At 39.3% G+C, this 20191-nt stretch carries 19 protein-coding genes; 8 read left to right on the top strand and 11 right to left on the bottom strand.

Going from position 1 to position 20191, the window contains the following annotated elements; all coding sequences use genetic code 11:
- Positions 1-93: 93 nt before the first annotated feature.
- Positions 94-2142, bottom strand: a complete 2049-nt coding sequence (locus I6F44_RS14935) for a TonB-dependent receptor (RefSeq protein WP_197174078.1) — start codon at positions 2140-2142, stop codon at positions 94-96.
- A gap of 674 nt (positions 2143-2816) precedes the next feature.
- On the opposite strand from I6F44_RS14935, the gene I6F44_RS14930 reads away from it, so the two are divergent.
- On the top strand, positions 2817-4373 hold the full coding sequence (locus I6F44_RS14930; RefSeq protein ID WP_197174077.1) for a PepSY-associated TM helix domain-containing protein: 1557 nt from the start codon (positions 2817-2819) through the stop codon (positions 4371-4373).
- A gap of 107 nt (positions 4374-4480) precedes the next feature.
- Here I6F44_RS14930 and yddG read toward each other — a convergent pair whose 3' ends face one another.
- On the bottom strand, positions 4481-5389 hold the full coding sequence (gene yddG, locus I6F44_RS14925; protein ID WP_197174076.1) for an aromatic amino acid DMT transporter YddG: 909 nt from the start codon (positions 5387-5389) through the stop codon (positions 4481-4483).
- Between the two features lie 179 nt (positions 5390-5568).
- Here yddG and I6F44_RS14920 point away from each other — a divergent pair, with 179 nt between their 5' ends.
- From I6F44_RS14920 to I6F44_RS14890, 7 genes are all read left to right on the top strand, one after another.
- On the top strand, positions 5569-6222 hold the full coding sequence (locus I6F44_RS14920; protein ID WP_197174075.1) for a TetR/AcrR family transcriptional regulator: 654 nt from the start codon (positions 5569-5571) through the stop codon (positions 6220-6222).
- A gap of 3 nt (positions 6223-6225) precedes the next feature.
- Complete coding sequence (locus tag I6F44_RS14915) at positions 6226-6708, top strand: putative 4-hydroxy-4-methyl-2-oxoglutarate aldolase (protein ID WP_182692420.1); 483 nt, start codon at positions 6226-6228, stop codon at positions 6706-6708.
- Between the two features lie 465 nt (positions 6709-7173).
- Positions 7174-8376: an amidase family protein gene (locus I6F44_RS14910; RefSeq protein WP_197174074.1), complete on the top strand. Its 1203-nt coding sequence runs from the start codon at positions 7174-7176 to the stop codon at positions 8374-8376.
- Positions 8373-9974: a gamma-glutamyltransferase family protein gene (locus I6F44_RS14905; protein ID WP_197174073.1), complete on the top strand. Its 1602-nt coding sequence runs from the start codon at positions 8373-8375 to the stop codon at positions 9972-9974. Before I6F44_RS14910 ends, I6F44_RS14905 begins: the two co-directional genes overlap by 4 nt.
- A complete protein-coding gene (locus I6F44_RS14900) occupies positions 9962-10786 on the top strand; it encodes a sulfite exporter TauE/SafE family protein (RefSeq protein ID WP_197174072.1) in 825 nt (274 codons plus the stop codon). The genes I6F44_RS14905 and I6F44_RS14900 overlap by 13 nt, the downstream gene beginning before the upstream one ends.
- 3 nt (positions 10787-10789) lie before the next feature.
- Positions 10790-12019, top strand: a complete 1230-nt coding sequence (locus tag I6F44_RS14895) for a pyridoxal-phosphate-dependent aminotransferase family protein (RefSeq protein ID WP_169044698.1) — start codon at positions 10790-10792, stop codon at positions 12017-12019.
- A gap of 14 nt (positions 12020-12033) precedes the next feature.
- Entirely contained in the window at positions 12034-13317 is a 1284-nt protein-coding gene (locus tag I6F44_RS14890) for an allantoate amidohydrolase (protein ID WP_197174071.1), read from the top strand.
- Between the two features lie 138 nt (positions 13318-13455).
- On the opposite strand, the gene I6F44_RS14885 is transcribed toward I6F44_RS14890, so the two are convergent.
- The 9 genes from I6F44_RS14885 to I6F44_RS14845 all read right to left on the bottom strand — a co-directional run bounded on the left by I6F44_RS14885 (position 13456) and on the right by I6F44_RS14845 (position 20026).
- Positions 13456-13758 (bottom strand): hypothetical protein, encoded by a 303-nt coding sequence (locus I6F44_RS14885; RefSeq protein WP_197174070.1) that lies wholly within the window; start codon positions 13756-13758, stop codon positions 13456-13458.
- 44 nt (positions 13759-13802) lie between these two features.
- Complete coding sequence (locus I6F44_RS14880) at positions 13803-14051, bottom strand: DUF1272 domain-containing protein (RefSeq protein WP_165729010.1); 249 nt, start codon at positions 14049-14051, stop codon at positions 13803-13805.
- Complete coding sequence (locus I6F44_RS14875) at positions 14045-14407, bottom strand: 2OG-Fe(II) oxygenase (RefSeq protein WP_197174069.1); 363 nt, start codon at positions 14405-14407, stop codon at positions 14045-14047. Before I6F44_RS14875 ends, I6F44_RS14880 begins: the two co-directional genes overlap by 7 nt.
- Before the next feature lie 373 nt (positions 14408-14780).
- A complete protein-coding gene (locus I6F44_RS14870) occupies positions 14781-15968 on the bottom strand; it encodes a hypothetical protein (RefSeq protein ID WP_197174068.1) in 1188 nt (395 codons plus the stop codon).
- Between the two features lie 167 nt (positions 15969-16135).
- Positions 16136-17674, bottom strand: coding sequence for a glucan biosynthesis protein (locus I6F44_RS14865; protein WP_010553584.1), 1539 nt, complete (start codon positions 17672-17674; stop codon positions 16136-16138).
- 517 nt (positions 17675-18191) lie between these two features.
- Entirely contained in the window at positions 18192-18425 is a 234-nt protein-coding gene (locus I6F44_RS14860; RefSeq protein ID WP_010553583.1) for a hypothetical protein, read from the bottom strand.
- Positions 18426-18591: 166 nt separating this feature from the next.
- A complete protein-coding gene (locus I6F44_RS14855) occupies positions 18592-18861 on the bottom strand; it encodes a hypothetical protein (protein ID WP_010553582.1) in 270 nt (89 codons plus the stop codon).
- Positions 18862-19179, bottom strand: a complete 318-nt coding sequence (locus I6F44_RS14850) for a hypothetical protein (protein ID WP_010553581.1) — start codon at positions 19177-19179, stop codon at positions 18862-18864.
- 121 nt (positions 19180-19300) lie between these two features.
- Positions 19301-20026: a hypothetical protein gene (locus I6F44_RS14845; protein WP_039488371.1), complete on the bottom strand. Its 726-nt coding sequence runs from the start codon at positions 20024-20026 to the stop codon at positions 19301-19303.
- Positions 20027-20191: the final 165 nt, after the last annotated feature.

The following is a 20191-nucleotide window of genomic DNA, read 5'->3' as shown; positions in this document are numbered from 1 at the left end:
GCAACAAAAAGCCCTAAAATAATAGGGCTACTTTGTTTATTAAAATTTACTGCTTAATTTTAATAGTCATCCTCATTACTTAATTAATTCACGTTAAAAACGATACGTTACTGAAGCACCTAACGTTTGAGGATTCACTACCGCAACATAACCTGTTGGGTAGGGACCACTTGCAGGTTCAACTGACGTAAATGCTTCTTCATCTAATGCATTATTAATAAAAGCACTCACCAACCAATGATCGCTGTTATAGCTTATTGTTGCACGCGTAATTGTATAACCTCCGGCAACACGCTCTTCTGTATTAGTTAAATCTCCATAGTAATCGTCTACATAATTAGCGCTCACATTTAACTTTAAGCTATCTGTAAACCAATGCGATAACCCTAAACTTGCAGTTAGCTCTGGTGCTGAGTTTAATTCGTTACCCACTGCATCTGAATAAGTCGCTGATTCATCTATTTTAGTTTTTAACAAACCTAGCCCTGCATGTAACTGCCATTGCTCATCTAACATGCTATATGCTTCAAGCTCTAAGCCATAGCTATGTGCATCGTCAATATTAGTGATTTTTCGACTTGAGCTTAAGGCTTGATAACCATTAAAGTTATTGTAAAAAATATTAGCACTAATATTTAAATCACCATTATTTAGTACGCTACGCGAGCCTACTTCATAGGTATTTACTGATTCTTGCTCGTAGTAATAATATTCTTGTGCAGCAAAATCTAAGGCACCACCACCAGCGTTATAACCACGGCGAGCACTTGCCGATAAGGTAGTGTTGTCAGTTACTTTATATTGAACAGCTACCGTAGGTAGTTTTATCGTATTAGAATTATCTAATTGCTCAACTAATCTGCTGCCACCAAAAGCCATATCAAAATTACGAAGTTGTTCTTCACGCTCAACTCGCAGCCCCGCTGTTAACGTAAGCTCATTTGTTAACTCAAAGCTTGTTTCGCCATAAATTGCTTTAGAGTCACTACTATCGTCACCAAAATAATTGGTTGCACCAACGCTTTTAAAGTCTTGTTCACGGTCAAAATAAGCAATACCTACAAAACCCGAATAAAAATCACTATTTAAGCCAAAATTTAATTTACTATCAATTGTGATATTTTTTTCATCCATAGAAATATCAGACTCCGCACTGGCAAGTGCCTCATATGCTTCGTAGCCCCAGTCATAATCCATATAAGCGAGTAATATATCGAACGAAAAGTTATCATTTATTTTATAATCAATATTTACCTGAGTCGTGTCTGACTGGGTATCCATATCGCGCTGAAATAACGGCACATAATCAAACGGTTCATCACCTTCAAAGTACTTACGACCTGTATTACCCTCTTCACTGTAGGTAGAGTAAGTTAGCTGTACAGCTAAATCTGTTGTTGGGGTATACAGTAATTTTGCACGCGTGCTACTGGTATTAAGCTTATTTAAGTTTTTATCTGTTGGATTGGTTTCATGTATCGTAGGATTGCTAAAGGTTTCACCATTTACATATTGAGTAGACAAACGAAATGCTAGTACATCCTCAATTAAAGCCCCTGAAACAACCGCGGCTGTATCAAGATAACTATCTTGATTTCTATACCCAACGCGTACAGCACCTTCAAAATCTTGTGTTGGTGCTTTGGTTGTCATATAAACTGCACCACCAATGCTATTACGACCATTGCTAGTTGACTGCGGTCCACGGTATACCGCTATTTGATCTATATCCCACAAACCTGTATCACCGGTTAAATCAGCTACAAACGGCTGACTTACACCATCAACAAGCGTTGATACTCTTACTTTAGAGCCACCACTAAATGAGTTAAAACCTGTTGCACCACCATTACCCGACACACCGCGCATGTCTGGCACGGCTCCAGTAAGTACCACTACATTTGCCATTTCTGCCAAAGCTTCTGAAACAGAACCTAGTTGTCCATTTTCTAATAGTGACTTATCTACCACTGCAACTGATGTAATCGTATCTTTGAGTGACCTTTCGATTTTTTCGCCTGTTACAATAATTGTATCTATTGATTCGCGACTTGTTTCATCAGCAAATGCATTGCTTTGAGCCAACAACAAAGAGCTTGTAATCAGTAGTGAAAGTTTATTAGGCTTAAATGAAGCTACCACAGTTATTTCCTTTTATGGATAGTTGTTTTATTTTTCGAAAAAATAGCACAAACACACACTTGTTGCAATTGAGTTTAGTTATCATTTAGAATAGCATCATCATTAATAAGTGTTTTAATTTATGTTGCAACTTACCCTTTCTCTTATTTTATTTACTGCTACATCCCTGTTTTATCTTAGTAACCGCCACCAACGACTTCTAAGCAAACCCATTAACAAAAGCTGGCGCAAGCTCGCATTTATCCTTTTTGTTATTGCAATACCATTAGCCTTATATGCTTTTTCTAATGCGGCAGCCGTATTTTTTATCATTTTAATGATAATGCTCGCTTTAATAATAATTCCGCTCGTAAGCCTGATTAAACACAAGGAAGTAAAATAATGTCATCTGCAAAAAGGCAAAAAATAAAACCAACTTGGCTTGGCAAAAGTTTAGCTGGTTGTTTTTTAGGGCTAGCGCTAGCGTTTATTCTCGTTGCTTTTTTTGCATGGTACGGAGCGGGAGGCATAGATGCGCCCGACAAAGTGCAATTTAATATGTGGATGATACCCATTTTATGGTTAACTATTTTTAGCTTCACCTACCTGTTTAGTTCAGCAAAAAATGCTTGGCTGACACTTGGGGGCTTAAATATAACGCTATATAGTTTATTTATAATTTTAAGGAATTGGCTATGAGAGTAAGAGCCGATATTTTGCGTACCTACCAAGGCGTGCATACATGGACAGGAATAATTGCAGGTTTAGTACTTTTTATAGGTTTTTATGCTGGTAGTTTAACCATGTTTAAACACGAATTAGCGCAGTGGGCAAATCCCGCCAGTGCACCAGTGACTAAACCACAAACTAACAATCACCAAACATTAGTTGATCAAGCAATAGCTAAGTACCCTGAGCAAATGGGTAATGGTTTTTCTCTCGATTTATTAACAAATCAAGCGCCACTATCTTGGTATAGCCAAGGTAAAGAGCGCGGAATGAAACTTGATAATCAATTACAGGTGCTCTATCTAAACCAGCAAAATGATCTTGTAATACAGCAACAAAGTGAGAATAAACTTGCAGATTTAATAGATTACTTACATCGAACCGCAGGGTTTGCAGGCGAAATTGGGCACGACCAATCAGGCGTATATATACTCGGTATAGCATCTGCGCTGTACTTTTTAGCATTAGTGTCTGGCGTAATTATTTTACTACCTACGCTTGTAAAAACCTTTTTTGCGATTCGAAAAGAAAAAGGCGCCAGTCGCTTTTGGCTCGATAGTCATAATTTAGTTGGGATCGCCAGCTTGCCTTTTCATTTAATTATAGCGTTTACTGTGGTGGTATTTGCATTTCATGATCTGGTTTATGATGGTCTATCAGCATTTTATGACGATAAATCCTTTTTTCAACGGCCTGCTCCAGCAGCACATAATTATCATATTGCAAACTTACCAAGCATAAATAAGCAGCTCCTAGCGGCAAAAAACTACGCCCCAGGTTATGAGCCAATTCATATTACATTTAGTCGTTTAAATACAAACAGTCCGACTGCAACATTAAAAATGAGTAATAGCAGCGCTGTTGTTCGCGGACCTGATACCGACTACTTATTCTTACACCCCTATACATTAAAAGTACTTAACTCAAGCTATCCGCAAGGAGATGATGGTGTTTGGGGTAATATAGTAGGAAGTTTCTTTTCACTTCACTTTGGTACTTATGGAGGTGAATGGGGACGTTGGGGATATTTTGTTATGGGGCTACTTGGCGCATTCTTATTTTACTCTGGTAACTTATTATGGCTAGACAAGCGCTTTAAACAAGATGCCAACAAACGAAGTACACGATTTATGGCAAATTTAACAATTGGTGTTTGCTTAGGGTCAATGATTGCAGTGGTTGCCACTTTATTACAAGCTAAATGGACTAACCAATATATGGGTAACGCAAATTACAGCTATCTCTATAGTTACTATTTGGTATTTTTTGCCTTTGTTGCTTATACCTTTTTTAAAGGAACTCACCACGCTAGCTATTGGGGCTTAATGGGTATTGCACTTTTATCTGCTGGTATGGGGGGGTCAACACTTATACAGGCTTTATTAGCTGATGATTTTTTAAAATATTATCAAAGCGGTTTTGTTGATATTAGCGCTGCAGTATTTGCATTAATATTTTATTATTGTGCAAAAAAAGTTAGAAATAAATCAGTAAGCTATGCAGTTATACCTGCAAAATTATAAAGAAAAACTTAATGAGGCGTATTGCACGCCTCATTAAAGGTATAAATTTAGATTTAAAATATAAAATCATTAAATATCAGTGTTTTATAAGCATTAGCTAAAGTAGATTAGTTTACTGTGCGTTTAGGCTTTTCTCGCGTTACAAAGTAGCAAATTAGCGAGCCCACTGTTACCAGCACAACCCCCTGCCAAAACGAAGCACTCAGCGTAATAGATAAATACAACGCCGAAATAATAGTAGAAAACACCGGTGTAAAGTACGAAAGCGTTCCCAACAGCATTAAGTTACCGCCAATAATAGCTTGATTCCACAGTGCATAACCGCTCCCCACGACTACACCAGCTAATAGCAACGTTATGCTTGAGCTGAGTGAAAACGTTAATGGCGCTTCATTACTAAGACCATATTGCGCCCACAAACTCATTGCCGTAACCGCAAAAAATAACGTAATGGCATTTTTACCATTACTCAGCTTTTGCGTTACTACGCAATAAATAGCCCATATAAACGCTGCAGCTAATGCCATTAAGTAAGTAGCAGGATTATCAGCAAAGTTAGTAACAAGCGTATCGAGTGACATTTTTTGATCGCCCGTAATACACCAAGCAACGCCTAAAAAAGCAATGATCATGCTTGGGTAAACCCAGAAATTTACTTTTTTACGGCCAATAATAATAGAGAGCAGTATAGTCAGCGTGGGCCATAAATAATTAATAACCGCCATTTCCATTGCCTGATGACGGCTATTTGCCATACCAATAGAAAGCGCCAAGCAAATTTCGTACGCTACAAATAATAAAGTACCTACTCCCAAGTAACGTTTCGAAAACCCACTAAACTTAGGCACTCCCATAACCAAAATTAAAAATATCGCACTGACAGAATACATAGCCGCCGCACCACCAATAGGGCTAAACAACTCAGAAATATCTCGTAGTAATGCAACTAAGCAACTCCACAGTAATATGGCCGCGACTCCATAAAGCGTGTATTTATTTTTGCTTAAAAACTCCATATTAAACCTAAAGTACTACTCGTAAATTTGAAACTAAACTAACAGTAATTATTTAATTAAACAATCAAGGTTAATAGCTTAAACCTCTCGTTTGTTTTTAGCATTCACCCTTTTTAGTAATTGACCTTTTGGTCAGTAAAGCTACAATCAATCAATACGTTAAACACGCAAACTTTATAATGACCACACAAATAAAGCCAAATAAAAAAGAAGTCACACGCGAGAAAAACCAAAAACTAATTTTAGATGCCGCCGAGCAATTGTTTTCGCAATTAGGTTACGACGGAGCAAGTATGAGCATGGTTGCTAAAGAAGCGCAGGTGCCAAAAGCTAATATTTTGTATTACTTTAAAAGTAAGGATGGTCTGTACGAGTCTGTGATTGACCGCATAATAGCTAATTGGAACTTAGGGCTCGATAACGTCACAATTAACGACGATCCAGCTACCGTGCTTTATAACTATATTAAAAGCAAAGTAATACTGGCCGTAAATCAGCCAATGCAATCTCGCTTATTTGCCAGTGAAATACTGCGCGGTGCACCCTATTTACAAAACTACTTTAGAACCAATACCCGCCCTTGGGTTAAACAAAAGGTTGATGTACTTCAAGCATGGATGGACGCTGATAAAATGGATAAGGTTGATCCCTACCATTTGCTCTTTACTATTTGGTCTACCACGCAATATTACGCCGACTTTCAGGCTGAGGTTTTACTCGTAATGAACAAATTAGAGTACGGCGAAACCGATGTGGCACAAATTACGCAATCAATTGCCCACATAATTTTAAAAGGTATTGGTCTTAAAATACCTGAGCAAAGTGAGACTTAACCCATGACATCCTTTACTACACCCGATTTATTTGACGATCATCGCGATAACGTGCAAGTAGCAGACAGCGGCCTTTATCACTTTGGTAAAAAAACCACGTTTTATGGCAAAGTAGTTACCGTTACCTGCCCAGAAGACAACTCTTTTGCCGCCGATATATTGCATGAAAATGGTGAAGGTAAAGTATTGGTTATAAACGGGTTTGCGAGCAAACGCTTTGCGTTTATAGGCGATATTATGGCTGAGCGTGCCCTAAATAATGGCTGGGAAGGCGTAATAATAAATGGCTGTTGCCGAGATATAGAAATACTTGCCACGATGAACTTACCTGTAATGGCGCTAGGCTCTACACCGCGTAGTACCTTAAAGCGCGGCTTTGGTGATAAAAACCAAGCTGTTACCATGCTTAGCACCACTATTGAACCTAACAATTGGGTTTACGCCGATATTAACGGTTTAATCATCAGTAAAACGCCCCTTATTTAGCACTCAAAACCATATAAATAGAGACCAACTTGGTGCACCTTCGCACCAAATTGGTTTGTTTTAACTCATTTTTAATGTCACTATTTTTATAGCCCACATTTATAAACCTCATACAGCCCACCAAACCCTGACCAATTGGACAGGATTTTAATTTATGGCATTCCTCTTGCTTAGTCTAAACACTATAAAATCAAAACTACCGATTAAAAAGCGGAGCTTTAGCAATTGCATTAAATTAGTGATCTATTATAACGCGAAGAAAATAGCGCAATAACAAGGCAAAAATTATGACATATAGTTGTTCTCTATGAATAATTTTTAACGAAGTAAGTGCGCTATTTAATCCGATAGAATGATCATGTTTTTAATAAAATTGGTATTAAAATAATAATAACCAGCCCGCTTTCTAATCACTCTTAACTTAATAAGTAAGTACTTGGTCAGTTTTATAATAATGAGCTGCAAATGAGTGATAAAAAAAACAACAAAAGTATATTTTGCAATCACGGTCCTACCCTGTGGCAAACAAACCAATCTGGTCTACTTGCAAACAATCGCTTAGCCGTAAAAGATGTATTTGCAGTAAAAGGCGAGCGTAATAGTGCTGGCAATCCACATTGGTTTAAAACAGCTAAACCGGCTCAAAATACGGCAAGCTCGGTTAATAAGCTCATGACCGCTGGTTGTAACTTTATAGGCTTTACCCACACAGACGAACTGGCTTATAGCTTAGAGGGTAATAATATACATTATGACGCTGCGCAAAATCCTAAATTAAAAGGGCATGCTTGCGGTGGTTCGAGTATGGGTTCGGCAGCAGCCGTTGCTGCTAACTTAGCCGATATTGGCTTAGGCACCGACACTGGCGGCTCAATTAGGATACCCGCCAGCTATTGTGGTTTATATGGCATAAGGCCAAGCCATAACGTGATTGAAAAAGACGGCCTAATACCGTTGGCTCCCCCTTTTGATACCATAGGTTGGCTTACCCTGAGCGCCGAGCTATTAAGCGATGTAGGTAATGTACTGTTGCCACAACAAGCTATTAATAACGTTGATACCTTAGTTATTTGTGAGCCGTTATTTGAACTCGTTGACCCTGCTTTACAAGCCCCACTGGGTAAGCTTTTAGAAAAAACCAAACCTTATTTTAATCATCATATCGATTTTAAGCTCCCCAAAAGCACCCTGCTAAGTGAGCTTGCCGATACCTTTAGAGTATTACAAGGTCGTGCGATTGCTAAAACGCACCGAGACTGGCTTGAACTCCCAGATCAGCTTTCTCATTTTGCGCCAGCAATTGCGGCTCGTTTTAAAATGGCACTGGCTTTAACCGAGCAAGAAGAACAAGAGGCGTTAAAAATACAGCACGAGTGGCAAACAATAGTCGCTAAAAACCTAAACAAACACAGCTGCTTATTTTTACCCACCACACCCACAACCGCACCTAAATTAGGCGCCGACACAAGCGCCTTACGCATGCAAATTATTACGCTTTCGGCAATTGCGGGCCTTAGTGGCTCAGCGCAAGTGCATTTACCGCTGGCTGATTTAGCAAATGATCACCCTTATGGTTTTTCATTAATGATGACCCACGGTAACGATAAAAGCCTACTTGCTTGCGTTAAGCACCTAGCTGCACACTTTAAACAGGACACACCGACATGACCACACACAATATTGCATTTACCGCGTCTCATTTTTCGGCCACTGAGGCGGGTATAAATATACTAAAACAAGGCGGTACAGCTACCGAGGCTATGGTAGCCGCTGCCGCTGCGATTAGCGTTGTGTATCCACATATGAACTCAATTGGTGGCGACAGCTTTTGGCTTATCGATAACCCAAATCAAAAAACGCCCACAGCTATTGACGCCTGCGGCCGCGCAGCAACTAATACAACGGCCTATAACACGCTCACGCAAATACCAGAGCGCGGCGGATTAAGCGCACTAACTCAAGCGGGTACAATACGCGGTTGGCAAAAAGCGCTTGAACTAGATGAGCACGCAGCACTACCACTGTCAAAAATTTTAGCACCCGCTATTGAGCTTGCGCGCGAGGGTTTTACCGTAACAAAAAGCTTGCAAGCAGGCTGCGAAAAGCTAGCCGCTGTTAACAATACTAATGACGCGTTTAAAAACCTCTACATATCCAATGGTAACCCCTTGCAAGCAGGTCAACATTTTAAAAACCCTAAACTTGCAGCAACGTTTGAATACTTAGCAAAACATGGTTTAAACGCATTTTATGAAGGCGCACTTGCTAACTCATTTGCCGCCGACTTAGCAAAAGCAGGCAGCTCAATCACCGCAGGTGATATTGCAAATACAAAAGCCGAGGTCGTTACTGCGCTAAATGCTAACTTATCAGGTATTGATTGCTACAACTTACCCGCGCCAACACAGGGCGTGCATTCACTACAAATAATTGGTGCCGTAAATAAGTTAAAGCATTTAGCTAAAACCGATGCCGACTGGACGCACTTAATTGTTGAGGCAACTAAACAAAGCTTTACGCATCGCCCTACCCTTTGGGCTGATCCTGAAGTATTAGGGAATGATTATAAAAAAGCACTAACTGATGATCGCTTAAGCCAACTTGCTAACAATATTGATATGAGTAAAGCCAAACATTGGCCATTTAACGCAGAGCCTGGCGATACTGTATGGATGGCAGCCAGAGATAAAAACGGGCAATTAGTCAGCTTTATTCAAAGTATTTACTGGGAATTTGGCAGCGGAATATTAATGAGTGAAGGCGGCTTTGTGTGGAATAACCGAGGTTTAAGCTTTAGTTTAAGCAATGAAGATATTGATGCGAGTAACAATAATAATGCCCTTGCGCCAAATAAAAAGCCGGCTCATACACTTAACCCAGCACTGGCAAAGTTTAGCGATGGTCGTCGACTCGCTTACGGAACAATGGGCGGTGAAGGGCAGCCACAAACCCAAGCCGCTGTTTTTGCAGGCTACGCATGGCGAAATAAATCAATAAAACAAGCGATTAGCGACCCTCGTTGGTTACTTGGACGTACATGGGGCGATACAAGTACAAATTTAAAAATTGAAAAAGGGTTAGTTTTTCATATAGAACATGAATTAAATCAACGTGACCACGATTGGGTAAGCGTTGATAATAATAGCGAAATGATGGGGCACGCTGGGGCTATTTTAGATACACCTACAAGCCTTGAAGCTGCAACAGATCCTCGTTCAGATGGACGTGCAACAGTAACTACAGCAGGAACACAATGTCAGAAATAATAAACCAATGGCCAATAGTAGCGGCCTTAATAGCAACCGGTATTTTTGCCGGAATTTTAGCAGGACTTTTTGGTGTAGGCGGCGGTATTGTTATCGTACCTGTGCTGTATTTTTTACTGCAAGGTTTTGGCGTAAGCCCAGAGTCGGCAATGATGATAGCCACCGCCACATCACTTGCAAGCATAGTACCTACTTCGCTTTCATCTATTCGCTCGCATCATAGCAAAGGAAATATTGACCTTGCGCTAATAAAATACTGGGCACCGTTTATATTAGTTATGGCGGTAGTCGGTAGTATTATTGCTCATTCCGTTCGCGGTAACGCATTAGTGCTCATGTTTGCCTGCATTGCCATTTTGGTAAGCCTTAATATGTTATTTAGAGCCGGCGCACCCGCGCTTGTAAAACAACTGCCAGGTAAATTTGGTCAAGGCGTTATGGCAAGTATTGTAGGTGGTTTGTCGGTAATGATTGGCATAGGTGGCGGTACTATTGGCGTACCTATGCTAAACGCATTTAATGTACGCGCCCATGTTGCAGTAGGAACTGCGGCCGTTTTTGGTTTATTGATTGCGCTACCAGGTGTTATTACCTTATTAAGTATTGGCACAACGCCAACCGATGCTCCCCTAGGTACGTGGGGGTTGGTTAACCTCCCTGCCTTTTTCCTTATTATTCCGCTGACTATTTTATTTGCACCTATTGGCGTAAAAATTGGTAGCAAGCTGGATCAAAAACAACTAAAACGCGCTTTTGCCGTTGTCTTAATGATAACCGGCATTCGCATGCTCATTCAGACTCTGGGAGCCTAAAATATGTTTAATAACACGCAAGTTCAAACCTTAAACCCACCACAGCGTTTATTAATGGGACCAGGCCCTATTAATGCAGATCCTCGTGTTTTACGTGCTATGTCGGCGCAACTTATAGGTCAATACGACCCAGTAATGACCGGTTTTATGAACGAAACCATGGCGCGTTACCGCGAAATTTTTAAAACTAAAAACGAATGGACCATGCTAATAGATGGCACATCGCGCGCAGGGATTGAAGCCGTATTATGCTCAATTTTACGCCCAGGCGATAAAGTACTAGTACCAATTATGGGGCGCTTTGGTCACCTACTTGCTGAAATAGCAGAACGCGTTGGCGCAAAGGTGCACACAATAGAAGTACCGTGGGGCGAAGTGTTTACGCCTGAACAAATCGAAAAAGCCATTGTTGATGTAAAACCACATGTGCTTGCTATGGTACAAGGCGATACATCCACCACCATGAACCAACCTCTTGAGCATATTGGTGATATTTGCCAAAAGCACGATGTACTATTTTATTGCGATGCCACCGCCTCTATTGTGGGTAACGAACTTCCTGCCGATGAGTGGAAACTCGATGCACTTTCTGTTGGCCTACAAAAGTGTTTAGGCGGACCTTCTGGGTCTGCGCCATTAACACTAAGCGACAAATGCGCCGAGTGGATCCAAAAACGTAAAAAGGTAGAAGCAGGCATTCGCACAGCCAATCATATCGACGGCACAGAGCCCTTTGTACGCTCTAACTATTTTGATTTAGGTATGATCATGAATTACTGGGGAGAGGAGCGCCTAAATCATCATACCGAAGCCACCAGCATGCTGTATTGCGCCTCAGAATGCGCCCGCATAGTAATTGAAGAAGGCGTAGATAACTGCGTAGCACGCCACAAATTACATGGCGATGCCATGCTAACAGGCATTCAAGCACTGGGCTTAAATGTATTTGGCGATTTAACGCATAAAATGAACAACGTACTGGGTGTTTATATACCCGAGGGCATTAATGCCGATCACGTACGCGGGCAAATGCTAACCGATTTTGGAATAGAAATTGGCACCTCGTTTGGGCCACTTCATGGCAAAATTTGGCGTATTGGCACTATGGGCTACAACGCCCGAAAAGATACCGTACTACAAACACTTGCAAGCCTAGACGCTTGTTTGCATGCCAACGGTTACAAAGGTCCTAAAGGCGAAGCCGCCATTGCCGCCCTCACTCACTATAAATAAAAAAAGGATTTAGCATGACGATTGTAAGCCCCCTTTTAAAGCCTTTGTTAAACAAAGAACTTGCTGATGAATACGCAACACGCGCTTTATCTCGCTGTAAGACCCTCAGCGCACTATCGCAAATGCAAGGTGGTATTCACCGTGTGTACTTATCAAAAGAGCACAAAGAGTGTAACGCCGTTACTGCATCGTGGATGGTTGAGGCAGGCATGCAATCGTGGCAAGACGAAGTGGGCAACCTTTGGGGTCGGCTAAAATCATCAAACCCATATGCTAAACGTTTAATTATAGGATCGCACCTCGACACCGTACCAAACGCAGGTGCGTTTGATGGTATTTTAGGTGTACTACTGGGGATAGAAATTGCAGCGCTTGCACATAAGTTAAAGCTCGACCTGCCCTTTCATTTAGATGTAGTGGGCTTTTGCGATGAAGAAGGCACTCGCTTTGCCACTACTTTAATTGGCTCAAAAGCCCTCGCTAACGAATTTGACCCACAGTGGCTAAACATTGAAGACACAAACGGCATAACTATGCGCCAAGCCATGCTCGACTTTGGCTTAAATCCCAACGACTACGCAAAAGCTGCACTTAATAAAAATGAATTACTAGCTTACTGGGAAACTCATATTGAACAAGGCCCTGTACTCGAATCGGTTAATCAGGCGTTAGGCGTTGTAACTGCAATAGCAGGAGCAAAGCGCGCCATGCTTACCCTAACAGGGCAAAGCGGTCATGCGGGTACAACGCCAATGAATTTACGTCAGGATTCGTTAGCAGGCTGCGCCGAATTAGTAATCGAAATTGAAAAACTAGCAAGCAATGCTAAAAATGGCGAAGTTGCCACCGTAGGGCAAATACAGTCTCGCCCCGGTGCAACAAACGTGATTGCAGGTAAAACAACCATAAGCCTAGATGCACGCGCACAGAGCGACACCGATCTCGCTAACTTACTAAGCGCCATACAAAGCAGCGCTCAATCTATAGCAAGCAAACGCAATTTAACACTTGATTGGCAATGGACGCATGCCGCCGGTGCCGTAGCGTGCGACACCACTATTCAGCATTTGTTTTCAAGCGCATGTAAACTCAACAACCAAGCATCGCCTTCACTTGCCTCAGGCGCTGGGCACGATGCAATGGCAATCGCTCCTATTTGCCCCGTTGGCATGTTGTTTATACGCAGCCCTGGCGGTATAAGCCATCACCCAGCAGAAGCGGTTATAGACCGCGATGTAACAAAGGCACTCAGTGTAATGTACAGCGCGCTCGTACTTTATGTAAAAGGGTTTGAGTAATTTTAAGGTAATCGAGTAAACCAAGTATATTAACTTGGTATGCTTAGGGGCTTAAACCTCCTCAAAGTCATTTGGAGGTTATTACTGAAGGCAGGTAAATGCAGGAAAACACAGGAATATACGTTATTTAAAGTAGCTTTATCGAGCTGCCCTTTGCTCTTTTAGGCTAAGGCGTTTATGTGAGCTATATACATGTTGAATGTTTGTACCATTGACCAAATATGCATCCATTTCAACGGTAATTAAACCCGATAATGGCTTGATTTCTAGAACACCCAACTCACCTAAATTTGCAGATAGTAAAGTATTATTCCTAATAGCTAACAAAGTTTTGTCAGTATCTCGTAAGTCACCATTCACATATAATTTAGCACCACTAAACCAAGCGTTAATTATTTTAACTTTGATTGACTTAACGGTAAATTCAAAGGGTTTTCTCATCAGATCTCCATATTCAGAAAATGTAATTATTATACTTTGTGTTCTTATGTATTTGGCGCACAACCACTTTCTTTTAATACCCGCTTAGTTGATGCTGGGTAATTTTTTAGTGCAGCCAAAGGGCGAATTGGCCGCTGAACCAAATTACCTGAGCAGTTTGGGCACACGTTATTTAACACCGTTTGAGCACAGCCAGAACAAAATGTGCATTCAAATGAACAAATAAAAGCCTCTGTGGACTGTGCAGGTAGATTCTTATCACAACATTCACAATTAGGTCTTAAATCTAGCATTTAGAGCTCCCTTTTATCCACCCAATGCTGAGTAAATATCGACTACCTTTTATAACTTTTGATACCTGATGCTCACTTACATCAGGGCGGAATAGCTTAACTCGCTTTGTTTCAAATATCGGATTAGTGCAAATAAACTCACCACCCAAATCTGCCTTTTTAAGCACTATATTCAATCGATAGTGTTTACCAGATTCAACCTTGTCTGTGTGTGGTGCTATTTCACTTCCTTGTGGAAATTTAAGCAAATATGTATCAAATTTAATTGGCCACGTAGCACCACAAATCAACATTTTATCGTAGCCTGACTTTTGCCTGCCTCGCTCCCAACAAAATAATTTACTCAAAAAAAACATGCAATCCCTCGAAACAGCTAACAAGCAGCAGGTTAACTCGTTTTTTATTTATTTTTATTGGTAAATAAACCATAGCCGAGTTCATATTTTGGTTCAATCGTTTACTGTATTTTACGTAAAATACAAAAAGTGTTCGGTGTTGTTTAAATTAAAAGTGTTCGGTGTTGTTTAAATTAGTATTTTAGAAGGGAACACTGGTGTTTGAGTGACTTTATTGAGGTACTAAGGGCTTATCTTTCTTAATACATCGCGTTTTGCAGCTTTTCTACATTAAGAACAAGGCAATACAGTTGCCGCAGCGTAAAGAAACAGCTAAACAGGACAGCCATTCTAACTTAATGAAAAAACTTAGGCTGGCGTCACTGTTAATTCATCAAAAATTGAACATGTTTTCCAGAGCCGCCTCTAAAGACATGGGCATATGACGTTTATTCATAATTCGGTTGTTAAGCTCTTCTTTAAGTGATTTAACCGTAGTGCAATACTCTAAACGTTTAGCAATTTCATCACATTCATTATTTAGCGCCGCTAAATGGTTTACAAAATTATCTTTAATTTGCGCTTTACTACGACCATTAAACTTACGCCACACAATTGTATATTGGTCATTACTTTCTTTTTGTTGCCGATGCTGTTCATTTAGCTCGATTATTTTATTTTGCAGTAACGGAATTAAGTTTGCTTTGGTTTCTTCGTCAAAATCGACATCGTCGTCAAAATGGCTTATGTAAAGTTGTAATAAAGTAAAACCGTCTTTCTCTTTTCGAGCTTGTACTAACTGTTGCATTAGTTCGTGTTTTTCTGCTTTTTTTGCAAGATCAGATTCTTTATCTGGATGCAACTTAGATGCTAAACGTTTATACATTTTGTTTAGCTGCGAGCCTTTAAACAACTTTTCTAATTTTGAGTTGTTTTTTTGTTGTTTAATTTCATCGCGATCAAATCGCTCGTGTTGGTCAAAAAAGTCATCCCAATCTTCATCTTGTTCATAGTGCATATTATCTGCACTAAACGCTTCATCATCTTTCTCCTCACCAAAACCTTGCTCGTCAAGGTGCTTATAAAGCAATGAAGGATCAGCTGTTATTTCTCTCAGTTCGTCATCTGTTAATTTTAAACCGGGGAAATCTTGCTGTAACATATTACGTAATATGTTTAACTCTGAAGAAGGGATTGTACTAACCGTATCTTGGTTATACTTATTTAGGTAAGATTGAAAAACTTGAGACACTTCCTCAACATTCAACTCGCCAATGAATGGATGTTCTGACAAATAATCTAAATCTTCATTTATCCAATCCACAAGTTCATTACGCTGTTCAATAGTTAAGCTTTTACGTTGGATAAACTTACTAAAATGAATAATTTGTTCTGCAATCATTTGAGCTTGAATTTGCTCATGGTGCTCTACTTGTTCTTGAAATTGAGAAAACAGGATCTGCTTTTTAATATCAAAGTTTGCGTTACGCTTAGTATGTTTTTCAATTCGCTGCCATAAACGCTCTAATTCAGAAGGCGTTTTAGTCGCCGCTTGTTGCTTTACATTTTTTAAAAATGTCATATTAAGTTCCACTAAAATTTGTATCCATTACTTTTTATGCACGTAATTTGTATGCTTGAATTATAAATTTAATTAAAGCATACATAAAGCCAAGCATTAAAAAGAACAAGGATAAAAAGCGCCTGAGTTCATTTAAGAACAATATGCTAAACAGTTACTTTAAGGTCTTATTTAATCGTTACCTTTGCATCACTTACCCATGTTTCAGTTATAGCTTCATCATTTTTATCAACTAAATACGCGCGTATGTTCACTGGGTTATTGTTAGCTTGTTTGTAGTCAAACGCTAATCGCCATTGGTTTGTACCAACTACCGGATAAACTCCAATAGGTTCTAGTATTTCACCGTTGCTGGCTTCAACAATCGGCTTTATACCACTTTTGTTATCTAAGCCTTTAAATACTGGGCCTTCAAAATCAATCACCATCTTGTTAACGCCTTCAGGAATAGGCTGGCCGGGAATTCCGCCTAAGCCTTGGCGAGTATTTACAACGCTTGCAAGCGTTTTTGATTTTGGATCGAGTGGACGCCATTCAATATCATAAGAAAAGGTAAACTCATCACCTTTGCGCGCCTCTTTTTCGGGCACCCAGTAGGCAACAATATTGTCGAACGTTTCATCTTTTGTAGGAATTTCGATTAACTGTACTGCGCCTTTGCCCCAATCGTCAGTAGGTTTTATCCACGCTGATGAACGCTTATTGTAAAATACGCCGTCGTCCTGGTAGTTATTAAAGTCACGATCTCTTTGGATTAAGCCAAACCCTTTTGGGTTCTCATCAATAAAACTATTGGTCGACACCGACTGAGGATTATTTAATGGGCGCCAAACGTATTGACCCGATCCTGTGTGAATAGCCAGTCCATCACTGTCGTGAATTTCTGGGCGCCAATCTTTAGCTTCTGTTTTATCTTTTTGTGAGTACCAATACATACTGGTTAACGGTGCTACGCCTAAACGTTCAACATCGGCGCGCATATACAGATTAGCGCTTACTGAGGTGATATGTCCTTTGGCTTCTTTGTTATCTTTGCTTAAACCAAATCGATAAGCACCAGTGATAGAAGGCCCTTCAAGCAATGCCCAAACAGACACACTTTCACCTTTTTTCTCTGCGGGGCCAATCCAAAATGCAGAAAAGCGCGGAAATTCTTCTGGCTGATTCATACCCGTATTAATTGCAATACCTCGGGCTGACAGTCCATATTGTCCCTCTGGCCCGTCAGTACGAAAATAAGACGCGCCTAAAAAAGATATCCAATCTGGTTTCATATCTGGGCGCATTATTCTAAAGCCTGCAAATCCAAACCCTTCTGGGAGATCGTGAGCTGGGCTATTATCAGGCATATCAAAAACGTCATTACTAAAAGGTACATTTTGAACCTGATTTTTATCGTCTCTGATGTAAATACTTACTGGCTCAGGAAAATATCGCCCTGGGTAAAATAATTGTACAGGTGCCTTTTTTCCACTTGGGTATAAGGTTTCATCTTCTTTAAAGCGTATTTTCCAATGTTCGTCATACGTAATTTTATCGATTAACTCCGGCGCTGGCACCTTAGTTGACGTATAGGGCTTTTCGGCTGAGGCTTTTGCCAGCGCTTTTAAGTCTTCGAATGAAAACTCCGTTTTATCTACTGCTTCTGTCGCGTAAGACGACATCGAAGTGCTAAAAATAATTGCGATAAATAACTTTAATTTCATAAAAAGAATGTCCAATAAATTGAGTCAAATAAAAATGGGAACGCTGCACGAGCGTATGTTTAACTTAAAGTTCTGCATGAATATTACGTGACGTAATATGAACTAGCGTTTACTAAAGTATTGTTATTTGACTACAGGACCTTCTATAATTATTTTTTTAGGCTATTGATTTTCAGGGAAATTGCGCGCGTTTAATGATACCGCTGAAGTAAAAATAAGCGGGGATAGCGCAATTTATTGAACGAAGCCCTCAAGAGGTATGGATATATTTAGGTTTTAGTTGCCCACTTTTCTAAGGCAAAAATTTGTAGAGTGGCTGGTTTTTCTAATCGTTATAGGTGCATAGTTGATTTTAGGCTAAAGCGTATTATAAGCAGTAAAAGTGAAGGATAAGCCATATAACCACACTATTAGATCGCTGGTATTCAAATGGATAAGGGTTGTATTTAGGTGGTGGAAAACAAAGAGGCTCACCACTTTTAAAACTTGCAATTAATGGCTGAATTTTACTTGGCCCTCACTTCAGGGCATGTTTTGAAGTTAATTTTTCAATGGCATTTTTAGCTTCTTTCAAACTTACACCATGAACAGATCTATAATATTTTATTGCTCTAACTTTATGACCTGATTTTAAAGCAACAATAACATCACCTTCAGTTACGCTGCCATGCTTGGGTATTGAGTTACCAAATATTAATATAAATAAAACTGCAATAACCGCTAAAACACCCCAAATATATTCAATTTCCATAAATATCCTCGATGTTCGAAAAATAATGAGCCTGTAGATTAACTCGTTTTTTATTTATTTTATTGATAATCAAACCATAGCTAAGTTCCTATTTTGTTCAATCAGTTACTCAGTTATGCATAAATTTTCAAAAGCGGCTCTGGTAATAATTCAAAAGCCTGCCATTTCAATTCGATATATCGGCATTATTTTTTGTTTGATTTATACCAATAAGGATTTTCTCCAAATAAGTAAAAGTAAGCATTATTGCTAACTGTAGGCAAACAAAAATAACAATGGAGAACGGTGAACTTGATAGCATGCTTTGTGTTGTTTTTTCTGAAGTGTCAGCCAAATAAAAATCAACATAGGTCAAAAGTAAAAATAAACCCGAAACATAAAGGACAACCTTAACTTTTGCACTGCGTAGCTTTGAAACTACTTCATCATTAGTCATTTAAAACGCCTTCAACTGTATTATTTTTTTAAGGCGTTTTTTAATGACCTTTTGCTCGCAATAAAGCCCGATAAAACCACCAACAGCAATTGAAGCCACAACCAACAACCAATATAAAGAGCTGTTAGATGCCTGAATACCCGAAATATAAAGGTATAAGTTAAACGGGATAATAAAAAATAAGCTACCTAATACTTTAATGAATTCCCTAAAAAGCTCTGTATCAGACTTTGCTTTGTCGATATGAGAGTTAATAGTTTCATTTGATATCTCATTTAGCTCTGGGTATGTCTTTTGTAACCAATTTAAATAATTCAATCATGCATCCTTGTATTTTTATATCTAGTGCTGCCTTAAATAGGCAAAATATATTTGCTAAAGTAAGCGACATAGCAGTAAAAACCAGATTTTTTTTGTTCTGCTTTACGACTTGTTAGAGCTACTTTTTATCCACAACATAATAGCCTACATTTGATAAAGAATAACTAGCAACGCCCTTTTCGGTTGAAGGCGTAAAGTATATAAATTTTGGGGATATTAATTTTAGTTTCCCTTTAGTTTTAACTCCAGATTGAGCATTAGTTATTGTTATTGATAAATCACCACCAACGCCAAATGCCTGTAAGCCAATTGAAATTACTTTGGAGGATTGAGCAGACCAATTAAAAGACATAAAAACTATACAAAAAGTAATAGCTCCTAAACTGATAAATTGTGCCTTAGCCTTGAAGTAAATTAGCACTGAAATATGAGTAATAATAACCGCACACATACCTAATACAAAGAAAATCCGAGCAGTATCAGCACCAGAAATAAACTCTAAGATAAGGATCGACCAAGTAATTAAAGTAAATAAAATACTCAGGGCAATTAGTTGTTTATCGATTTTCTTTTTCTTAACTTTTCCAACAATCAATAAGACAGGGCTAAATATTGCTAATGAACTAATAAGTAAGAAAAAAGCAGTAGTTACGAAAAACAATTTCATTCCAAATACACCCTCCGTAAAGAAGTCGTAAGAGAAAAAGTCATATTCTCCCATGTAAATTAGAAACATGATCATCGTAATATTTGGTACAAGGAAAAAAGCGGAAATAATATACGAAAGTGTTCTCCACCAAATTTCGTTAGGGACACTTTTGATTTTTGTTATTAGATCATCCAATGCTAGATACTCCTTTAGTACCAACGAGCCTGTAGATTAACTCGTTTTTTTATTTATTTTTATTGATAAACAAACCATAGCTGAGTTCCTATTTTGGTTCAATCGATTACTGTGCTTTTACGCAGCATATAAAGAAGTGTTTGGTGTTGTTTTAATTGGCGTTTT

Origin of the sequence: Pseudoalteromonas sp. NZS11_1 (assembly GCF_015864275.1) — a bacterium.
Taxonomy (GTDB): domain Bacteria; phylum Pseudomonadota; class Gammaproteobacteria; order Enterobacterales; family Alteromonadaceae; genus Pseudoalteromonas; species Pseudoalteromonas arctica.
This window is presented reverse-complemented; position numbering and strand designations above follow the sequence as displayed.